The organism is Quisquiliibacterium transsilvanicum, assembly GCF_014202215.1.
Lineage (GTDB): Bacteria > Pseudomonadota > Gammaproteobacteria > Burkholderiales > Burkholderiaceae_E > Quisquiliibacterium > Quisquiliibacterium transsilvanicum.
The window spans coordinates 72,548-91,552 of sequence record NZ_JACHGB010000004.1; the positions used below are offsets into that span (position 1 = coordinate 72,548).

The window sequence follows — 19,005 nt, forward strand, 5'->3', positions numbered from 1 at the left end:
CCGTTGTCATCGTCTCGTCTGAATCGTCTCAAGATACCGGATGGCGTTCGCGAGGCTGCTTCGGCGCGCCCGGCCGGGTCACCAGCTGCGGCACGTGTTTGCGGATCGCCGCGTCGCAGACCGCATACCCCCAGTTGATCAGGCGGTCCTGCTCCGCGTCGCTGAAGCGGTTCAGGCGCGTGCGGATCTGCGCCATCTCGTGGCTGGTGCGGGCGCTGACCGGAATCGCGTCGGCCAGGCCGTAGTTCGCGATCTCGGTGTCGATGCCCCAGTAGGCGCCTTTCGCGTCGCCGTGCTGGTGCTGGAAGGCATCGATCAGCATGCGCTTGCGCAGCGCCAGTGCCTGGTTCAGGCCGATGTCGCGAATGCGGCCGAGCTGGTCGGCCAGGTAGCCGCCGGCGGCGGGGTCGAAATCGAAGGGCTTGCCCGCGTCGCTCGCCAGCACGGTCTCGTAGCGGCCCCACACGGTCTCCAGGCCGAGGTTGTCGTAGACGCCGCCGTCGGCGAGATGCTGGCGCCGGCGGTAGTCCTCGTCGTCCCAGAGGTTCGCCCCCTTCGTCTTCTTGAACCGGGACGGATCGGATTCGACGACGATCGGGGCGAGCACCGGCGGAAAGGCGCTCGAGCATCCCACTGCGAACGCGACGTCGAAGTCGTGCTCCTCCATGAGCCCGATCCGGTAGTCGCCGCAGTAGGGCTTGGAGAAGCGAAAAGTCACGCCGGTTGCGTAGTTGGTCGAGTTGAAGACGAAGCGCGGGCCCTGGTCGCCGAGCTCGCGCAGCTTCACGCCCAGCGCGAGGCGCTTGCGGTAGCAGCGGATCAGCTCCTCGCCAGCGGTGCGGAACGGGTTGATCGCGCCGCCGAGCACGACGCCGACATCGACCGTCTCGCTGGTGAAGGCGCGCAGCGGCTCGATCACCGCGTCCTCCAGGTTGCCGATGAAGCCGTCGTGCGGGTCGATCTGCAGCGACGGCCAGCGCGTGGCGAGGACCCCTGCCACGATCGAGCCGCCGGACACGCTGGAGACGCGCGCCAGCTTCGACAGGATGCCGAGCTGGTTCAGGCGGATCAGCGTGCCGCAATGGAACAGCACCGCACGGAAGCCTCCGCCCGACAGGGCGAGGCCGACGCCGGGCTGACGTGGTTCGGATCCGAAGGGCATGATGGTCTCCTCGTCCAGGTTGCGCATGGGGTGCGCTTGGGTGCGCTTTGGGTGCGCTTTGGGTGCGCTTGGGCGCGCCACGCGGCGGCGCGGTCAGGCTTCCAGCCGGATCTCCTCGTAGAGGCGATCCGGCGGCAGCGTGTGGGTGCTGTGCAGCTCGCTGCTCGCCGAGAGTTCCGACAGCAGCGTTGCGCGCGGAACCTCGGTGCGCGCCCCCACGCTGCCATGCTTTCCGGGCAGCGTCGAGAGCAGCGTCTTCAGGCGGCCGGGCGTCTTCCGGTTTCCCCTTCTCGCGAACTGCGCGTAGAGGCTGCGCGGGGTGGCGTTCAGGCTGCCGTGGTGGCCGACCTTGTACAGGCCGACATCCTCGAGCAGCGCCCGGTACTTCGGGTTGGACAGCGCGTACTGCCAGCTCTCGATCTGCGCGTCGCCCGGAAACAGCAGCTTCCCCGCGGGCGTCTCGAACAGCAGGATCAGGCTGGTGTTGTTCATCTGCCGGTCGAGAGTGCGGACGATCTCGAGCGTCTGTTCCGCCTCGGCGTTCTGCAGCCGCCACGCGAGCCAGCGCGCCGACATCGGCAGCTTGCTCGCGCGGCGCGCCACGAATTCGGGAAACAGCGGTTCGCGTTCGCCGGGCGCCAGGGCCTGGTCTGAGAAGCGGCGCAGCTGCAGCCGCCACCAGGCGGACGGGCCGGAATCCAGCTGCCAGTACTCCTCGGGGTCGCGCGAGCGCTGGCGGCGGATCGCCTCGGTCTGCCGCAGCGTGGGCGGGCCCAGCACGTGCGTCCGGACGCCCGGCAGGATCGCTCCCAGCCCGGACGGGCCGCCGTGCCACGTGTGGACCAGCCTGGGCGCCATCGTGGCGAGGTTACGCACCGCGGATGCGTTCGCCAGGTTGTCCTCGCCGATGAAGCGCAGCTGCGCGGCCACCGCCTTCGGGAAGTCCCCGGGCCGCCGGTCCAGCAGCTCCACGGCGTGCCTGGCGACCTCCTGCATGTCCCGCAAGGACCTGGCGCGCGCCTGCAGTGCGCTGCGCGAGCCGAGCGTCGGGCTCAGCGCGCCGGGATCGAGGTCCAGCTGCTCCGTCCAGGGCTGGATCACCACGCGCGGCTGCAGGCTGCGGATCAGGTCGCCCGGGCCCTTGCCGTCGCTGCGCGTGGCAAAGCCGCTGATGTGGTCGGCGTGCCGGTGGGTGGCGACCACCGCATCGAGGCGCCCCGAGCACTTCTCGGCGATGTCGCTGGCGATCGCCGACAGGCGGCTGGCGGCAGCCTGCTTCGGCAGGCCCGTGGTGCCGAAGTCGATCAGGACATGGCGGTTGCTGCCCGGGTACTCGAAGCGCAGCAGGAAGCAGTCGCCGAAGCCGACCTGGTAGGCGAAGATCGTCACCGCGACGGGGGCCCGCCTGGTCGCCATCGTCCCTCCTCAGCCGCCGGCGCGCCGGCGGTGGATTGCCGCGAACTGCCCGCGCGCATCCCTGGGCTGGTCCAGCAGGCCGTTCTCCCACAGCCAGGCCAGGCGCGCCGACTGCCGCGGCCCGTCGTCCAGCCGATGCTCGACGTGGTATTTGATGCGGCCGTACTGGTCGAACACCAGCGTGCCCCCGCCGTAGGCGGTGATCCGCTGCGTGCTGGGCATGCCCTCCGGGCGCTCGATGCCGAGCGCAGTGCGCGCCTCGGCGCCGAAGATGGAGGCCACCTGGACGTACTCGCAGATCGTCTCGCGCAGCTGGAACCCGTCCGGTCCCTGGCGGCTGCTGCGCCGAACCGAGGCGATCCGCATGTAGCCGCGGTCGTCGATCCGCAGCACCCGCCGGTTCTCCCACAGGAAGCGGAACACCTCCTGGGGATCGTGCAGCATCGATTCGTAGTTGGTCCGCGTGTAGACGATGGCCTCGTTGCCCGCGAAGGGCAGCCAGCAGCCGGTGGCAGGATCGGTGCCGGCGGCGGGGACGTCGATGCCGTAGGCCTGGAAGGTGCTGCGGACCACCGGCCGGTAGCCGTACTTCGAGTCGTCCGGCACGGTCTCGGTGTCGACCGTGAGCAACGCGGCGAGGAAGTCGCCGAATTCCAGGTCGACGGGCGGGCAGTAGTCGAGCGCCCGGATCGCCATCGTCAGCAGGTGGGCGGCGGCAGTGGCGCCTTCCTCGACGACCATGTCGAGGTTGTAGCGGCCCCGGCCGAAGGTGCCGAGCGCGCGGATCCTGCGGGTCCAGATCGTCAGGAAGCTGCGCAGCATCGCCGCCGCGAACACCTCGCCGCGGTCGTGCGGCTCCTCGCGGCCGGGCTCCTGCAGGTGGCGCCCCGGCGGCAGGGAGATGGAGCGCCTCAGACAGTTGGCGCGCGCACCCTCGAGCTCGCTGCCGAACTCCTTGCCGAGCCCGAACAGGATCGACGCCGCCAGCGCGCGCTCGTCGAGCGCCGCAGCGCCGACCAGCCGCATCCCGTCGCGGCCGCGCGCAGGACGCCCTCCCTTGACCAGCGCTGCCTCGACGATCGGCGCAAGCGAGAACACCGAGAGCAGCGCGACCACGTCGGCGAAGCCCTCGTGGAAGGCCGCCTGGTCGGGCGACGAGGGCTCGGTGAAGCTGTCGCGCAGCCCGTCGAGCAGCGCATGCGTGGTCTCGTGGGCGACGATGTCATGCGACAGGCAGGTGAAGACCGGCCGGCCGGTCCGCGCGGAGCGGAACCAGCCGAAGAACAGCGCGCGGTCCGCCTCCGAGTAGTAGGCATTCGCGTCGTTGAAGGCGTGCGGCGCGACGTGCAGCTGGTGGCCGTCGAAAGCCCAGGCCACGCGCCTGCCCAGCGCATGCTCGAAGCGGGCCAGCGTGCGCATCACGATCGCGTAGACGTTCTGCTGGTGGAAGCGCGGGTCGGCGAGCAGGCGCGCCTCCCAGGCGCGCAGCTGCGCGGCGCCTGCCCCCTCCGGTGGCACGTAGGCGTCGCGCGGCTCGCCGTCCGCGTCGAGTTCCTGCTCGAGCGCTGTGTAGAGCACACCGGCGCTGGCGTCGAAGTCCACCACCTTGACCCGATGGCCCGTGGGGCCGGGAGCGAGGTCTTCGTAGGGAACCTCGACCTGCGCGAAGGCCAGCCGGCCGCCGAGGCGGACCGCGGGGTCCTGGGCCAGGATCGTCAGAGTGCGGGTGTTGCTGCGCGCAGTCATCGGGGCCTCGCGGCAACGAAGCGGCTGGCCCGCGAAACAGGGCGGGGGCTGGGTTCTTCGATCCTACTTGCGCCGGCAGGCAGCGGCAAGCCGACGCACAGGCGGACGCACAGGCGGACGCACAGGCGGACTCAGGTCGCGCGCGGGTACAGGCCCCGGTCCTGCTCGATCAGGTCGTTCCTGCAGTACCAGGCCTCGCGCAGGTCACGCATCCGGCTGATGCTGGCCTCGGCGCCGGCCAGGTCGCCCTGGCGCGCCTGCGTTCGCGCGCGCTCGCAGAGCGCCTGGTCGGCCTGGGCGTCGGCGACGCTGGCGGCAAGGGCGGCACAGCCCGAGAGTGCGAGGGGAAGCAGGAGGGCGGCAAGGCGTTTCATGGCGGACTCCGGAGGATGCGGGCCGGACCATGGAATCTGCGAATGAATCCGGCGAGCGCTTGTGCGGGATCCGTTCTCAGGTTCTCGGGTCCCGCGGAGACTCTCAGGCGAGACGGTCGGGGTCGACGCCGTCGAAATCGAGGACGGCACGGCCCAGGACCCGGCCCGCGCGAAGGTCGTCGAGGCAGCGGTTGACGTCCGCGGCGGGGCGCAGGTCGATTGGCGAGGGCCTGAGCCGGCCGGAGCGGGCGAGCTCGACCACCTCGCGCAACTCTCGCAGGCTGCCCACGTAGGAACCGCGCACTGCGATCGCCCGCTGCGCGATCGGCGGCAGCGGCAGCGTGATCTCGCCGCCGAACAGGCCGCACAGCACGTAGTGACCGCCCTTGGCGAGCGCTGCGATGCCCAGCGTGGCGGTGGCCGGCATGCCGACGAAATCGAGTGCGCCGGCGACCGCGTTGCCGGCGATCGACTGCAGGCGCGCGAGGGCATCCGGCGCGCCGCTGTCGACGGTCGCCGCTGCGCCCTGTTCCATGGCCTGGGCGAGCTTGCCGGTTTCGACGTCGCAGGCGACGACGTTGCTGACGCCCCGGGCCCGCAGCATCGAGATCGCCGCCATTCCAAGGCCGCCGCAGCCCAGCACCGCCACCCACTCGCGCGCCGCGAGCACCGGCAGCTTGCCGATCGCGCTCCAGGCGGTCAGCCCCGAGCAGGCCAGCGTCGCCGCCCAGGCCGGGTCGATGCCCTCGACGTCGACCAGGTAGCGGGCGTCGGGCACCAGCACGTGGGTGGCGTAGGCGCCGGGGCGCACCACCCCGATTGTCCGGGGGCTCAGGCAGTAGTGGTCGTTGCCGTCGGCGCAGACCGGGCAGCTTCCGCAGCCGATCCAGGGATAGACGAGGCGACGGTCGCCCGGCTTCACGCCGCTGGCCTCCGGACCGACGGCCTCGACCACGCCGTAGGGCTCGTGCCCCACGGTGAAGGGCGGCACCACGCCGCGGTCGCGGATGCTGGCGCGCTTGCCGCCGCCCAGGTCGAAGAAGCCTTCCTGCAGGTGGAGGTCGGAATGGCAGACGCCGGAGCGGGTGATGCGCACGAGCACCTCGGTTCCGCCGGGCACCGGAGTTTCGCGCAGCTTCGCCTGCAGGGGCTTGCCGTGTTCGACCACTTCGTAGCTGAGCATCGCCTTCTCCGTCCTGTTTTCTGCGACCGATGGTATCGCGCCGCGCCCGCCAGGGACGGATAATGCGGGCGATCCGCCATGCCGGCGGACGCCGACAGGACATCGCCGAGGATCCCGACCCCGCATGCTGTTCCCCAACGGACGCTTCTCGCCCGGGCATGCGCTGCTGGCCGTGGCCCTGCTCTGCCTGGGGGCGTGCGTCGCGGCCGTGTTCTTCCTTGCGCGCCAGCCCTGGCTCGGGCTGGGCCTGGCGCCCGATGGCGACGGGGTGCGCATCGTGGAAGTGGCGCCGGCAGGGCCGGCCGCCGCGCTTGCCGGGGAGCTCGAGCGCGCGGGCGGCGCCGGGCTTCGGCTGCTTTCGGTCGGTGGCCTCGGGCTGGTCCCGCACGACGTCATCGAGGAGCCGGACTTCATCGACTCCTACGACGAGATGTGCGCGATGCTCGACCGGCAGAGCCGGCTGGCCGCGCTGCTGGCTGCCGACGCGGTCCGGATCGAGGTCGGTCATCCGGACGGGCGCCGGACGGTGCATGAAGTCACGCCCGCGGCCACGCGCCCGGTGTCGGACCTGCCGCCGGTCTTCTGGTTCCAGCTCTTCGCGGGCAGCGCCTGCCTGCTGGTGGGGGCATGGGTTTGGGTGCTGCGGCCCACCGATCTCGCCACCGGGATGTTCGCGCTGACCGGGGCGATGTTTCCGCTGTCGGCGTTCAGCGCTGCCGTCTACAGCAGCCGGGAGCTGGCGATCGACGGCGAGGTCTTCCGGGCACTGTCTTCGCTGAACCACGTCGGCGCGCTGATGTTCGGCATCGCCCTGATCGAACTGTTCCTCTGCTACCCCAGGCGGATCGTGCGGCCGCGCTACATGCTGCTGGTGCCGCTGGTGTTCCTGCCCTGGCTCGCGATCGACCTGCTGCAGCTGGCGCCGAATCAGAACTGGGGCGTGCGGCTGCCGATCGTGGCCGCGATCCTGATGGTGATCGTGTTCGCCTGGATGCAGTGGCGGCTGACGATCGACGATCCCCGCGCCCGTGCCGCGCTCACCTGGCTGAGCCTCTCGGTGATCCTCGGCTGCGGACTGTTCGTGCTGTCCACGGTTGCGTCCAGCCTGTTCGGCTGGCTGCCGCCGCTGCGCCAGGGCTACGCCTTCGGCTTCTTCCTGATCATGTACGGCGGACTGGCGCTGGGCCTGCGCCGCTACCGGCTGTTCGAGCTCGACGAGTGGGCGTACCGCATCCTCCTCTGGGTGGGCGGCGCGGTGGGCCTCGTGCTGCTCGACGGCCTGCTGGTGCTGGCGCTGCGGCTCGAGCCCTTCGAGTCGCTGGGCATCGCGCTCGTGATCGCCGGCTTCGTCTACCTGCCGGCGCGGAGCGCGCTCTGGCGCAAGGTGGTCGAGCGCCGGCGGATTCCTGACCACGAGCTGTTCCAGTCCGTCATGGAGGTGGCCTTCCAGGCGACCGAGGGCGAGCGGGTGAGCGCCTGGCAGCAGCTCGTGCGCCGCGTGTTCGATCCGCTGGAGCTCGAGGAGCTGCCGGCGCGCGGCGAGGGAGCCGATGCGGCGGCCGCGGAGGGCGGCCAGCTGCCTGCGACGCCGGACCTGGCCCCGGACGGACTGGAGATGCGGCTGCCGGCGGTGGCCTCCTCGCCGGCGCTGCTGGTCCGGTATCCCTGGCAGGGCCGCGAGCTCTTCGGTACGGCGCACATGCGGCTGGCACGGCAGATGGTCGAGCTGATGCGGCAGGCGGACGCGGGCCGGGCTGCCTACGAGCGCGGCGTGGCCGAGGAGCGCCGCCGCGTGGCGCGCGACCTGCATGACGATCTCGGCGCCCAGCTGCTGACCGCGCTGAACCGGCCCACGCTCGACGAAACGCGCGGGTCGATCCGTGATGCCATTGCGGAAATGCGCGGCGTGGTCGCGGGGCTGACCGGCGGCCGTGCCGGCCTGGGCCCGCTGCTGGCGAACCTGAGGCACGAGACCGCCTCGCGCCTGGAGGCCACGGGGATCGAGCTCGACTGGCCATTGGTGGACGACGTTGAGGAGATGGAGATCGACTACAGGACAGCAAAACACCTGGCTTCGGCGCACCGGGAGATCGTGTCCAACGTGATCCGGCACTCGGGTGCCGCCCGGATGACGGTGGGCGTGGCGGCGAAGGCGGGCTGGCTGCGGATGATGCTGCGCGACGATGGCGGCGGCCCGTGCCTGGCCGATGCCGGGCCGCAGGGAAAGGTGCAGGGCCAGGGACACGGCCTGCGCAACCTCCGGATGAGGATCGAGGAGCTGGGCGGCCGGCTCTCGATCCGGGAAGGCGCGCCGGGCTGCGTCGTGGAGATCGACGTTCCAGTGGGCGGCCAGTCGGGGAGGGCCGCATGAGCGCCGCGGACCGGCTTGCGCTGGTGGTCGAGGATCATGCGGCGGTGCGCAGCGGGCTCGCGGGTGCGCTGGAACTTGCCTTCGATGGGATCGAGGTGGGGCAGGCGTCGAGCGTCGCGGAGGGGCGCGAATGGCTGCTGCGGCTGCGGCGCGATCCGCCGCGCCAGGCGGCGTTCCGCATCGCACTGATCGACCTGGGTCTGCCCGACGGCTCCGGCGTGGAGCTGGTGCGGCAGGTGGCCGACGAATTTCCGCAGGCGCTGCCGGTGGTGGCCACGATCTACGACGACGACCTGCACCTGTTTCCCGCGATCGAGGCGGGCGCGCAGGGCTACCTGCTCAAGGAGCAGGACCAGGAGACGCTGGTGCGCCACCTGCGCCGGATCGACGAGGGGCTGCCGCCGCTGTCTCCTTCGATCGCCAGGCGCATGCTTGCGCACCTGCGCCAGCGCAGCGCGCCCCTGGTGGCCAGGGCCCCCGAGACCGCGCTGACCCCCCGCGAGACCGAGGTGCTCTCGTGCATCGGCCGCGGGCTGCGCGTGGGCGAGACCGCGGGGGTGCTCGGGCTGGCCGAGCAGACGGTGGCCGGCTACGTGAAGACGCTCTACAGGAAGCTCAACATCTCCTCGCGGGCGGAGGCGGCGCTCGAGGCGGCGCGTCGCGGCCTCGTATGAAGCCGCCGGGGAACGAAGATTTGGTGCACTGCAACAAAACCTCTTGACAAGGGCTCGATCGAGGCGCATCATTGATTTGTGCAGTGCAGCAAATCCCGGTCGGGAACTTGTTCAGCGCTGCGATTCGACGAACCGATTCCAGGAGCATGAACATGATGAAGACCAATCCGCAGGACCTGATGAAGATGCAGGTCGAAGCCTTCCGCATCACCGGCGAGGCCGCCGCCAAGGCGCTCGAAGGTTTCCAGAAGCTGGCCGCGCTGAACATGGAGACCGCGAAGAGCTCGCTCGAGCAGTCGACCGAACAGATCCGCGCGCTGCTGGCCGCCAAGGACGCCAAGACGCTGACCGAGCTGGTCACCAGCTACACCCGGCCTTCGCCGGAGAAGTTCACCGCCTACGCGAAGGCCGTGCTGGCGATCTCCAAGGACACCGGGTCCGACCTCAGCGCGATGGTCGAGAAGCAGGTCGAGGAAAGCAACGCGCAGCTCGCCGCAGCGATCGAGGAACTGGCGAAGAACGCGCCGGCAGGCTCCGAGGGCGCGGTCGCCTTCGTGCGCCAGGCCCTGGCCGCCTCCGCCAAGGCCTACGAGCAGGTGAACAACGCCACGCGCCAGTTCGCCGAGAAGGCCGAGTCCACGATGACTGCCGGCGCCAAGAAGAAGGCCTGATCCACGGGGCCTGAACCGGGCGGCGTCCGCCGCCTGTCGGGGCCGGGCCGCGTTCCGCTTCAGCGGGCCGCGGCGCCGGCCTCGAGCAGTTTCACCAGGGTGTGAAGCGTCCGGTTGACCGGCGCTGCAAGCCCGAGCGCGTCGGCCCGGCGGGCAACGTAGCCGTTGATCGCGTCGATCTCGGTCTGGCGGCCTGCCCTGATGTCCTGGTCGGTCGACGAGCTCGCCTCGCGCATCGCGGCGCCGAGCCTCAGCACCGATCCATGCAGGTCCTCGGCCGGCGGCAGGGCGACTCCATCCGCCCGGGCCACCTCCACGCATTCCCGGACGATCGCCAGCAGCAGTTCGCACGTCGGCGCGTCGTCGATCATCCGGCCGTAGCGCGATCCGCCCAGCGCGGACACCGGGTTCATCGCGCAGTTCACCACCAGCTTCACCCAGAGGTCCTGCCGCACGTCTTCCGAGACCGGGCAGGGCACGCCTGCGCGCTCGAAGAGCGCCGCCACCTCGAGCGCGCGGTTGCCGCTGCGGCGCGCGCCCGGCGGCGGCGGGCCGAACTCGCCGAGCACCAGGTCGCCCCGCCCGGCGTAGCGCAGGTGCCCGGGCGCCGGCATCGACACCGCCACGTAGACCACTGCCGCAAGCGGATCCAGGTCGCCGGCCGCGCGGATCAGCGCGACGTTCTCGACGCCGTTCTGCAGGCTCACCAGCTGCGCCCCCTGGCGCATGCGCCCGGCGAGATCGGCCGCGGCGGTCGCGGTGTCCCCGGTCTTGACGCAAAGCAGGACGAGATCGGCGTCCGCGACGGCGCCGGGGTCGGTGGTGGCCTCGATCGGGATCCTTCGCTGCGCGCCCGTGCCCGCATCCTCGAAGAGCAGGCCGCCCGAGCGGATCGCCTCGACGTGCGCCGGCCGGCCGATCAGCACCACCGGGGCGCCGGCCTCGGCCAGCTTGGCGCCATGGAAGCAGCCGACCGCGCCGGCCCCGTAGACCGCTATGCGCGGCCAGGCAGCGGATGCGGGGCGGGACGGCGTGGACTGGGGCGAGCTCTGGCTGGTCATCGGCACTCAGGGACGGGTGGTGGGCGGGCGGCCGGATTGGCTGCCGGCGAGCGGCGGGCGGGCGCACGAGGCGCGCGCGCGTGGCGGGCCGCCCTGGCATGCGCACCACTCGCGGCGGATAGGCGCAAAGTGTCCGGCATTTCCCGCCGCCCGCAAAACCGGCACGCGGCCCGCCGCATTCCGAAGATCGCGCGCGTGGATTGCCGCGCGCGCGGCGCTCGGGCAGTCTTCGCCGACAGCCTGCAATCGAGGACGCGATGATCTCCTTTTCCGGAAAGACAGTGGTGATCACCGGCGCCGCGGGCGGCATCGGCGCCGCCACGGCCCGCCTGATGCATTCGCACGGCGCCTGCCTGGTGCTCGCGGACGCGCAGGCTGCGCCGCTCGAGGCCCTGCGCGACACCCTCTGCGGCTCTCCGGGCGGCGACACGGCGCGCCTGCACTGCGTGACGGTCGACGTCGCCGACGAGGCCTCCTGCAGCGCGATGGCGCAGGCCGCCTCGGACCGGTTCGGAGGCATCGACCACCTGGTGCATGCCGCCGGCGTGTTCCCGGAGGTGCCGATCGAGCGGATGACGCTCGACCAGTGGCAGCAGCTGATGCGCGTCAACTCCGACGGCACCTTCCTCGCCTGCCGCGCGGTGCTCCCCCACCTGCGCGACGACAGTTCGATCGTCACCATCGCGTCGATCGCCGCGAGCCGCGGCAGCGCGGTCAACGCGCACTACTGCGCATCGAAGGGCGCGGTGCTCAGTTTCACGCGCAGCCTGGCGCTGGCGCTGGCGCCCCGCACCCGGGTCAACACCGTGTCGCCGGGGATCATCGCCACGGGGATGACCGAAGCGCTCAGGGAGACCCGCGGCGCGCGGCTGCTGGCCTCCACGCCGATGGGCCGCTTCGGCACCGGCGACGACGTCGCCGGTGCGATCGCCTTCCTGTGCTCCCCGCTGGCCGGCTTCGTCACCGGCGAGAACCTCCAGGTCAACGGCGGCATCCTGTTCGACTGAAGCGCGCGGGCTCCGCGGCGCCCGTCGCGGGTCTGTAACATCGCGGTCTGGGTCGCGGGCGCCGCGCGGCGCGTGCCGCGCGGGGTCATCGTTTCGTCGTACCGATCACACCTGGCAGGAATTTCCATGGCACAACGCGGGCTGAGCGGAATGCTCGTCGGCAACATCCTGGCGACGGCGGCGCTGCGCCATCCCGACCGGGAATCGTATTTCTGCTCCGGCACCGGCCGGCGCTTCACCTTCCGGCAGACCAACGAGCGGGTCAACCGGCTCGCCAATGCGCTGACCGCGCTCGGGCTGGTCAAGGGCGACGTCGTCGCCTTCCTGAGCACCAACCGCGTCGAGGTCGTCGAGATCTACTTCGCGCTGGCCAAGACCGGCATCGTCGGCCTGCCGCTGAACTACCGGCTTGCCCCGGTCGAGATGGTGGAACTCGCCACCAGCATGGGCGCCACCGGCATCCTGATCGAGCAGGGCCACGACGAGGCCGCGGCGCAGCTGCGCAGGGACGCGCCGGGAATCCTGCACACGGTGGTGATCGGAGACGACGAGCCGGCCCACGGGCTGGGCTACGAGCGCCTGCTGGCCGGCAGCCACGAGGCCGAGCCGCAGGTCGAGATCGGCGAGGGCGATCCCTTCTACTTCAACCTCACCTCGGGGACCACCGGGCTGCCGAAATCCTACGTGATGACGCAGTACAACATGAGCACCATGTTCCCGATGTTCCACGCCCACGGGCTGACCGAGAAGGACGTCGCGCTCACGGTGTTCCCGATGTTCGGGCGCGTGGGCTTCGGCTGGGCGATGGCAACGGCGATGTACGGCGTGCGAAACGTGCTCGCGAACTTCGAGCCGGCAGCGGTGCTGCGGCTGATCGAGACCGAGCGCGTGAGCATCGTCAACCTGGTCGCGACGATGTCCGCGATGCTGCTGTCCTGCGACCGGCTCGCGGCCACCGACCTCTCGTCGCTGCGCGGCACGACCTTCGTCGGCTCGGCGCTGCCCGAGCGGATCCGCAACGAGACCATTCAGCGCATCTGCCCGAACCTCTACGAGTACTACGGGATGCAGGAGACCGGAGCGCTGGCGGTCAGCACGCCCGAGGACCGCGCCCGCCGGCCCGACTCGGTCGGCCGCGCCATCCTGTTCGCGGAGGTGCGCGTCGTCGACGACGCCGGGCGGCCGCTGCCCGCCGGCGAGCTCGGCGAGGTGATCGGACGCAGCCCGAACAGCGTCACTGCCTACTGGCAGAACCCGGAGAAATCGGCCGAGACCTTCCGCGACGGGTGGATCCACACCGGCGACCTCGGCCGCATCGACGACGAGGGCTACCTGTTCATCAGCGGCCGCAAGAAGGACATGATCATCACCGGCGGCCAGAACGTGCACGCTTCGGAGGTGGAGGGCGCGGTGCTGGGCTGCGAGGGGGTCGCCGATTGCGCGGTGATCGGGCTGCCGGACGATTTCTGGGGCGAGCGGGTCGCGGCGGTGGTGGTCGCTGCCGAGGGCGCCGCGGTGGACGGCGATGCGGTGATCCGCGCCTGCCGCAGCCATCTGGCGGGGTTCAAGACTCCCAAGGAGATCATCGTCCAGTCCGAGCCGCTGCCGCGCACGCCCACCGGGAAGGTGCAGAAGTTCCTGCTGGTCGAGCGCTACGCAAAGAAGTCCTGAACAATCCGGAGATGCGGCGACGACGCTGGAGCGCTGCCCCGCCGGGGCGCGCGGCCCGCGGACGCCGGCCAGACGAGGTGATGGAATGAACGAGGACACCTGGGCGGACTGCCGCCTGCCCCTGCAACGTCACGAAGTGCACTTCGGCGACCGGATCGTGCGCTGCTTCGCCGAGCGGCCGCCGAGCCTGCACGCGATGCTCGAGCGCTCGGTGCGCGCGCGTCCCGACGAGGATGCGGTGGTGTTCGAGGGCCTGCGCTGGTCGTACCGGGAGCTCGACGAGCGCGTCGGCAGGCTGGCCGGCGGGCTCGAGGCCGCGGGCGTGGCGGCAGGCGACCGGGTCGCGCTGCTGCTGTCGAACCGTCCCGAGTTCCTGGTGGCGCTCTACGCGGCGCAGCGGCTGGGCGCGATCGCAGTGCCGGTGAGCATCCGGGAGCAGCGGCCCGGGCTCGAGTACATCTTCGGGGACTGCGGGGCGAAGGTGGTGTTCTTCGACGCAGACCTCGAGGAGCGCCTGCCCGATCCCTCCGCGGTGCCGGGCTGCAGGCTCTGGGTGCGGCTGCCGGTCAACCCCGGCGCGCCGGCCTCGTCGCACTCGGCGGCCGCCCCGGCCGACGAGGGTGCGCCGCCGCCGCCGATGCCCGCCGCCGGCTGGGAGACCCTGGCGGGCGCCGATTTCCTCGGCCAGGCGGCCCCGGTGGCCGAGGAGGACTGCGCGGTGATCCTCTACACCTCCGGCACCACCGGCCGCCCGAAGGGCGCGATGCTCACCCACCTGGGCATCGCGCACTCGGTGCTGCACTTCGTCCACTGCATGGGGCTGGACGAGCGCACCCGCTCCATCCTCGCGGTGCCCGCGAGCCACGTCACCGGGCTGATCGCCAACCTGGCGTCCACCGTGGCGGTGGGCGGCGCCAACATCCTGATGGCGGCGTTCAAGGCCGGCAGCTTCCTCGAACTGGTCGAGCGCGAACGCGCCACCTCCACCATCCTCGTGCCGGCGATGTACAACCTGTGCCTGCTGCACGCCGGCTTCGGGCGTGCCGACCTGTCTTCCTGGCGGATCGGCGGCTATGGCGGCGCGCCGATGCCGGTTGCCACCATCGACGCGATGCTGCGCAAGCTGCCCGGCCTGCAGCTGATGAACGCCTACGGCGCCACCGAGACCACCTCGCCGGTCACGATGATGCCTTCCCGCTTCACCCGCGAGCATGGCGACAGCGTGGGCTTCCGGCTGCCCTGCGCCGACGTCGTCGTGATGGACGACGACGGTCTCGAGCTGCCGCCTGGGGAGGTGGGCGAACTCTGGATCGGCGGCCCGATGGTGGTCCGCGGCTACTGGAACAACCCCGAGGCCACCGCCAGCGAGTTCACCGCCGGCTGGTGGCATTCCGGCGACCTGGGCTCGGTGGATGCGGAGGGCTTCGTGCGCGTGTTCGACCGCAAGAAGGACATGCTCAATCGCGGCGGCTTCAAGATCTACAGCGTCGAGGTCGAGAACCTGCTGATGGCCTACCCGGGGGTGCTCGAGGCAGCGGTGGTCGGCAAGCCCTGCCCGGTCCTGGGCGAGCGGGTGCATGCCTTCGCCTGCGTGAGCGATCCGGGCATCAACGAACACACGCTGCGCGCCTGGTGCGCCAAGCACCTCGCCGACTACAAGGTTCCCGAGTCGGTGACGCTCACCGACAAGCCCCTGCCGCGCAACGCCAACGGCAAGCTGCTCAAGCGGGTGCTCAGGGACGCACTGGGGCAATGAGGCGCGCGCAGCGGGGCCCGGCTTGATCGAGCACACTCCTTCTCCGCCCGGCGGCGGAGCCGCCGCCGCGGCGGCGTCCACGTCGGCCTTCGCGCCGCTGTCGGCGCCGGTGTTCCGCATGCTCTGGTCGGTCTGGCTGATCGCCAACACCTGCATGTGGATGAACGACGTCGCGGCCGCCTGGCTGATGACCTCGCTCACTACCTCGCCGGTGATGGTGGCGCTGGTGCAGACCGCATCGACCCTGCCGGTCTTCCTGCTCGGCCTGCCCAGCGGGGCGCTGGCCGACATCGTCGACCGGCGCCGCTACCTGATGACGACCCAGCTGTGGATCGCGGGCAACGCGACGCTGCTGTGCCTGGCGATCGCCTCGGGACTGGTCAGCGCGCCGCTGCTGCTCGCGCTCACCTTCGTCAACGGCATCGGGCTCGCGATGCGCTGGCCGGTGTACTCAGCGCTGATCCCGGAGCTGGTGCCCCGCGCGCAGATGCCGGCGGCGCTGGCGCTCAACGGCGTGGCGATGAACGGCTCGCGGATCATCGGCCCCATCGTCGCCGGCATGCTGATCGCCGGCGCGGGAACGATATGGGTCTTCGTGCTGAATGCCGTCCTGTCGCTGGTGGCCGTGCTCGTCATCTGGCGCTGGCGCCGCGAGCCCAAGGCGAACGCGCTGCCGGGCGAGCGCTTCATCGGCGCGATGCGCGTGGGCGTGCAGTACGTGCGGCAGTCGGCGCGGATGCGCACCGTGCTGTTCCGGATCGCGATGTTCTTCGCCCACTCCACCGCGCTGCTGGCGCTGCTGCCCCTGATCGCGCGGCAGATGCCCGGCGGCGGCGCGGGCACCTACACCCTGCTGCTCGCGTCGATGGGCACCGGCGCGATCATGTCGGCGCTGTTCCTGCCGGGTTGGCGCAAGCGCTTCTCGAGCGACCAACTGGTGCGGCGCGGCAGCCTGGTGCAGGCCGGCATGATGGTGGCGGTCGGCTTCTCGCCGAACCTGTGGGTGGCGGTGCCCTTCATGGTGATCTGCGGCGTCTCCTGGCTCACCGTCGCCAACACGCTGGGCGTGTCCGCGCAGCTCTCGCTGCCCAACTGGGTGCGGGCGCGGGGGATGTCGATGTACCAGATGTCGCTGATGGGCGGCGGCGCGCTGGGCGCCGCCCTCTGGGGGCAGGTGGCCACGCTCACCGACCTGCGCAGCAGCCTCGTGCTCGCGGCGCTCAGCGGCACGGCGATCCTCTGGCTGACCCGCAAGCGCCTGCTCGACGACGCGGTGGACGAGGACCTCACCCCGGTGCATCCGCGCAGCCCGCCCGAGGCCGCCTGGCCGGTGGCGCAGGACGACGGGCCGGTGCTGGTCATGATCGAGTACCGTATCGACCCGGAGCGTGCCGGCGAGTTCCGCGAGGTGATGCGCGAGACCCGCCGCAGGCGGCTCGCCCAGGGCGCGCTGTCCTGGGAGCTGTTCCGCGATTCCGCCGATCCCGCGCGCTTCGTCGAATACGTGGTCGACGAGTCCTGGCTCGAGCAGCGGCGCCGCTTCGGGCGCCTGACCGCCGCGGACGAGGCGCTGCGCGAGCGGCGCCTGGCCTTCCACCTGGGTGCCGAGCCACCCAAGGTCACTCGCTGCATCGCGGACCCGCTCGCGCGGCGCTGAGGAGGTAGGCGGCCCAGACCGGGCGGGCAGCGCCGACCCGCATCGGGCGCTGACCAGCGAGCGCCGACGATCGGCCGTGCGCCGGTCAGGCCGGGCCGGCCATCCGCGGATCGATCAGCCCCGGGGGCTGCCGGCCAGCCTCACCTCGCGCAGCGCCGACCGCCGCGTCTTGCCGGCGTCGTCGCGCAACGGTTCCTCGACGATTTCGAAGCTGCGCGGGATCTTGTAGCGGACCAGCCGCTCCGCCAGGAAGGAACGGAGCTCCTCCAGGTCCGGGGCTCCCGTCGTCGGGCTGGCCTGGACGATCGCATGCACCCGCTGGCCCAGGTCGTCGTCGGGCAGGCCGATGACCGCGCTGCTCGCGATTCCGGGGTGCGCGTCCAGCGCCGCCTCGACCTCGGCCGGATAGACGTTGGCGCCGCCGCTGACGATCATGTCGGTGCGGCGGTCGACCAGGTAGAGGTAGCCCTCCTCGTCGAGGTAGCCCAGGTCGCCGATCGATTCCCATTCGCCCTGACGCTTCGGGTCGGCGCCGACGTAGTGATAAGTTGCGCCCGCGCCCAGGTCCGGCAGGAAGAACACCTCGCCGACCTCGCCGGGGGCGCAGGGCTCGCCGGCCTCGTTCATCACCTGCATCCGCGAGCCGGGCTGCACCCGGCCCACCGAGCCGCGGTGGGTCAGCCACTCGGCGCCGCCGATCACGGTGCTGCCCTGGCGCTCGGTGCCGCCGTAGAGCTCCCAGATGCGCTCCGGGCCGAGCCACTCGATCCAGCGCTCCTTGAGCCAGGGCGGGCAGGCCGACGCCATGTGGAATACGGTGCGCAGCGAGGACAGGTCGAAGGCCTTGCGCTGGTCCTCGGGAAGCCGCCAGATCCGGTTCATCATCGTGGGCACCAGGTTCACCCACTCGACCCGGTGGCGCTCGATCAGTTCCAGCGCGCGCAGCGGGTCGAAGCGCCCCATCTCCACCACGTGCCCGCCGACGAACAGCGCGGCATGCATCACGCTGAACGGGGCGTTGTGGTACAGCGGGCCCGGGTTGAGCACCGTGTTGCCGGGTTGCTGCAGCAGCGCGCCGGCCGTGGGGTCCCAGGCCGCCGGGTTGTGGTCGACGATGACCTTGGGGCGGCCGGTGCTGCCGCCGCTGGTCATCGCCTTCCAGTGCGCGGCCACCTGCACGCGGACCGGATCCGCGGGGTGTGACAGGTGCGCCTGCGAGTCCTTCGCGTACATGGTGATGCCAGCGGGCGCCTCCGGCAGGTCGGCCACCAGCAGGCTCGGGCGGACAAGCTCGAGGATGGCGTCCAGTTCCGCGCGGGGCAGCTTCGAGGACACCACGTTCGGCGTCGCGCCCAGCTTCCAGATCGCGAAGGCGGTTTCGTAGAACTCGAAGCCGTTGGGCAGCGCGATGGTGACGAAGTCGCCGGCGCGCACGCCCAGCGACTGGTAGGCGCGGGCCCGCTGGTTGGCGCGGGCCTCGAGCTGCGACCAGCTGAGGCTGTCCTCGCCCATCGTCACTGCGGGGCGGTCGGGGCCGGCCTGCGCATGGTGCGCCGGCAGCAGGCCCATCGGGATCTGGCCGGGAGCGAGCTCCATCTCAGCGCTCCTCGGCAGCCGGCGCGCGGCGCACCGCGAACTGCGGGTGCAGCCGCGCGACCACCGGACCGTCCACTGCCCAGGACTTGCAGCCGTCGAGGAAGTAGGGTCGGCCGCTGGCGTTGGCCGGCACGTCATCCAGGTTCTCAGTGCCGGTCTCCTTTTCCTTCCAGCCGCCCATGGTCTGGAAGGCCACCGTGGCCATCGGGAACAGCAGCTCGCGCACATGGGTGCAGCCGCGGGTTCCGCCGACGCACTCGTTCACCGCGCGCCGCCAGCCCAGGCCGACCTGCCGGCCGATCAGTCCCTGATAGGCCGGCGCCGCGGTCAGGCAGGTGGTGTAGGGCGTGGCCGGCATGCTGACCTCGACGCCCTGGACCACCATCCGGTCGTCCAGGGTGAGGCGGACCGCCATGTGGTGGACCGGGTCGCCGGGATTGCGCAGGCCGCGGTCGGGCTCTTCGTAGCCGTAGGTCTTGGTGTCGACGATCTGGGCTTCGATGTCCCAGAGGCCATCGTCGCGGCGGAAGCCTTCGCAGACGATGCTGCGGGTGTGCAGGTGACGGCGCGCGGCCGGGGCGGACAGGCTCATGGGGATGCTCGGGGGCTGTGGGCGGGCCGCGGCGGGCCCGCCCGGGGTTCGTCGAAGGCAGGCGCCGA

Annotated in this window: 15 protein-coding genes; 7 read left to right on the plus strand and 8 right to left on the minus strand. The window is 71.4% G+C overall.

Annotated features, from left to right (window positions below; translation table 11 throughout):
• Window positions 1–28: 28 nt before the first annotated feature.
• From HNQ70_RS09820 to HNQ70_RS09840, 5 genes are all read right to left on the minus strand, one after another.
• Window positions 29–1,162 (minus strand): patatin-like phospholipase family protein, encoded by a 1,134-nt coding sequence (locus HNQ70_RS09820; protein ID WP_183966911.1) that lies wholly within the window; start codon window positions 1,160–1,162, stop codon window positions 29–31.
• A gap of 93 nt (window positions 1,163–1,255) precedes the next feature.
• Entirely contained in the window at window positions 1,256–2,578 is a 1,323-nt protein-coding gene (locus tag HNQ70_RS09825) for an MBL fold metallo-hydrolase (protein WP_183966913.1), read from the minus strand.
• Between the two features lie 9 nt (window positions 2,579–2,587).
• Window positions 2,588–4,324 (minus strand): gluzincin family metallopeptidase, encoded by a 1,737-nt coding sequence (locus HNQ70_RS09830; protein ID WP_183966915.1) that lies wholly within the window; start codon window positions 4,322–4,324, stop codon window positions 2,588–2,590.
• Between the two features lie 131 nt (window positions 4,325–4,455).
• Entirely contained in the window at window positions 4,456–4,698 is a 243-nt protein-coding gene (locus HNQ70_RS09835) for a hypothetical protein (protein WP_183966917.1), read from the minus strand.
• Between the two features lie 103 nt (window positions 4,699–4,801).
• A complete protein-coding gene (locus HNQ70_RS09840; RefSeq protein WP_183966919.1) occupies window positions 4,802–5,881 on the minus strand; it encodes an alcohol dehydrogenase in 1,080 nt (359 codons plus the stop codon).
• A 124-nt stretch (window positions 5,882–6,005) separates the two neighbouring features.
• Here HNQ70_RS09840 and HNQ70_RS09845 point away from each other — a divergent pair, with 124 nt between their 5' ends.
• From HNQ70_RS09845 to HNQ70_RS09855, 3 genes are all read left to right on the plus strand, one after another.
• Window positions 6,006–8,252: a sensor histidine kinase gene (locus HNQ70_RS09845; protein WP_183966921.1), complete on the plus strand. Its 2,247-nt coding sequence runs from the start codon at window positions 6,006–6,008 to the stop codon at window positions 8,250–8,252.
• Entirely contained in the window at window positions 8,249–8,926 is a 678-nt protein-coding gene (locus HNQ70_RS09850) for a response regulator (protein ID WP_183966923.1), read from the plus strand. The genes HNQ70_RS09845 and HNQ70_RS09850 overlap by 4 nt, the downstream gene beginning before the upstream one ends.
• A 152-nt stretch (window positions 8,927–9,078) precedes the next feature.
• Complete coding sequence (locus HNQ70_RS09855; protein ID WP_183966925.1) at window positions 9,079–9,597, plus strand: phasin family protein; 519 nt, start codon at window positions 9,079–9,081, stop codon at window positions 9,595–9,597.
• Window positions 9,598–9,656: 59 nt separating this feature from the next.
• On the opposite strand, the gene HNQ70_RS09860 is transcribed toward HNQ70_RS09855, so the two are convergent.
• The gene (locus tag HNQ70_RS09860; protein WP_183966927.1) at window positions 9,657–10,658 is read right to left on the minus strand and encodes a ketopantoate reductase family protein; all 1,002 of its coding nucleotides are present in this window, start codon (window positions 10,656–10,658) and stop codon (window positions 9,657–9,659) included.
• A gap of 257 nt (window positions 10,659–10,915) precedes the next feature.
• Between HNQ70_RS09860 and HNQ70_RS09865 the strand changes: the two genes are divergently transcribed.
• From HNQ70_RS09865 to HNQ70_RS09880, 4 genes are all read left to right on the plus strand, one after another.
• Window positions 10,916–11,665, plus strand: coding sequence for an SDR family NAD(P)-dependent oxidoreductase (locus HNQ70_RS09865; RefSeq protein ID WP_183966929.1), 750 nt, complete (start codon window positions 10,916–10,918; stop codon window positions 11,663–11,665).
• Between the two features lie 126 nt (window positions 11,666–11,791).
• Complete coding sequence (locus HNQ70_RS09870; RefSeq protein ID WP_183966931.1) at window positions 11,792–13,336, plus strand: AMP-binding protein; 1,545 nt, start codon at window positions 11,792–11,794, stop codon at window positions 13,334–13,336.
• A gap of 85 nt (window positions 13,337–13,421) precedes the next feature.
• Complete coding sequence (locus HNQ70_RS09875) at window positions 13,422–15,092, plus strand: class I adenylate-forming enzyme family protein (protein WP_183966933.1); 1,671 nt, start codon at window positions 13,422–13,424, stop codon at window positions 15,090–15,092.
• 22 nt (window positions 15,093–15,114) lie between these two features.
• Window positions 15,115–16,749: an MFS transporter gene (locus HNQ70_RS09880; RefSeq protein WP_281381607.1), complete on the plus strand. Its 1,635-nt coding sequence runs from the start codon at window positions 15,115–15,117 to the stop codon at window positions 16,747–16,749.
• Window positions 16,750–16,863: 114 nt separating this feature from the next.
• On the opposite strand, the gene HNQ70_RS09885 is transcribed toward HNQ70_RS09880, so the two are convergent.
• A complete protein-coding gene (locus HNQ70_RS09885) occupies window positions 16,864–18,345 on the minus strand; it encodes an AMP-binding protein (RefSeq protein ID WP_221302754.1) in 1,482 nt (493 codons plus the stop codon).
• Window position 18,346: 1 nt separating this feature from the next.
• On the minus strand, window positions 18,347–18,937 hold the full coding sequence (locus HNQ70_RS09890; RefSeq protein WP_183966935.1) for a DUF2889 domain-containing protein: 591 nt from the start codon (window positions 18,935–18,937) through the stop codon (window positions 18,347–18,349).
• Between the last annotated feature and the right edge of the window lie 68 nt (window positions 18,938–19,005).

Excerpts from the sequence above, each read along its gene's own strand:
- HNQ70_RS09890 (WP_183966935.1), bottom strand. The coding sequence starts at position 18,937 with ATGAGCCTGTCCGCCCCGGCCGCGCGCCGTCACCTGCACACCCGCAGC.
- HNQ70_RS09865 (WP_183966929.1), top strand. The coding sequence starts at position 10,916 with ATGATCTCCTTTTCCGGAAAGACAGTGGTGATCACCGGCGCCGCGGGC.
- HNQ70_RS09825 (WP_183966913.1), bottom strand. The coding sequence starts at position 2,578 with ATGGCGACCAGGCGGGCCCCCGTCGCGGTGACGATCTTCGCCTACCAG.
- HNQ70_RS09870 (WP_183966931.1), top strand. The coding sequence starts at position 11,792 with ATGGCACAACGCGGGCTGAGCGGAATGCTCGTCGGCAACATCCTGGCG.
- HNQ70_RS09855 (WP_183966925.1), top strand. The coding sequence starts at position 9,079 with ATGATGAAGACCAATCCGCAGGACCTGATGAAGATGCAGGTCGAAGCC.
- HNQ70_RS09820 (WP_183966911.1), bottom strand. The coding sequence starts at position 1,162 with ATGCCCTTCGGATCCGAACCACGTCAGCCCGGCGTCGGCCTCGCCCTG.
- HNQ70_RS09830 (WP_183966915.1), bottom strand. The coding sequence starts at position 4,324 with ATGACTGCGCGCAGCAACACCCGCACTCTGACGATCCTGGCCCAGGAC.
- HNQ70_RS09875 (WP_183966933.1), top strand. The coding sequence starts at position 13,422 with ATGAACGAGGACACCTGGGCGGACTGCCGCCTGCCCCTGCAACGTCAC.
- HNQ70_RS09885 (WP_221302754.1), bottom strand. The coding sequence starts at position 18,345 with ATGGAGCTCGCTCCCGGCCAGATCCCGATGGGCCTGCTGCCGGCGCAC.
- HNQ70_RS09860 (WP_183966927.1), bottom strand. The coding sequence starts at position 10,658 with ATGACCAGCCAGAGCTCGCCCCAGTCCACGCCGTCCCGCCCCGCATCC.
- HNQ70_RS09845 (WP_183966921.1), top strand. The coding sequence starts at position 6,006 with ATGCTGTTCCCCAACGGACGCTTCTCGCCCGGGCATGCGCTGCTGGCC.
- HNQ70_RS09835 (WP_183966917.1), bottom strand. The coding sequence starts at position 4,698 with ATGAAACGCCTTGCCGCCCTCCTGCTTCCCCTCGCACTCTCGGGCTGT.
- HNQ70_RS09850 (WP_183966923.1), top strand. The coding sequence starts at position 8,249 with ATGAGCGCCGCGGACCGGCTTGCGCTGGTGGTCGAGGATCATGCGGCG.
- HNQ70_RS09840 (WP_183966919.1), bottom strand. The coding sequence starts at position 5,881 with ATGCTCAGCTACGAAGTGGTCGAACACGGCAAGCCCCTGCAGGCGAAG.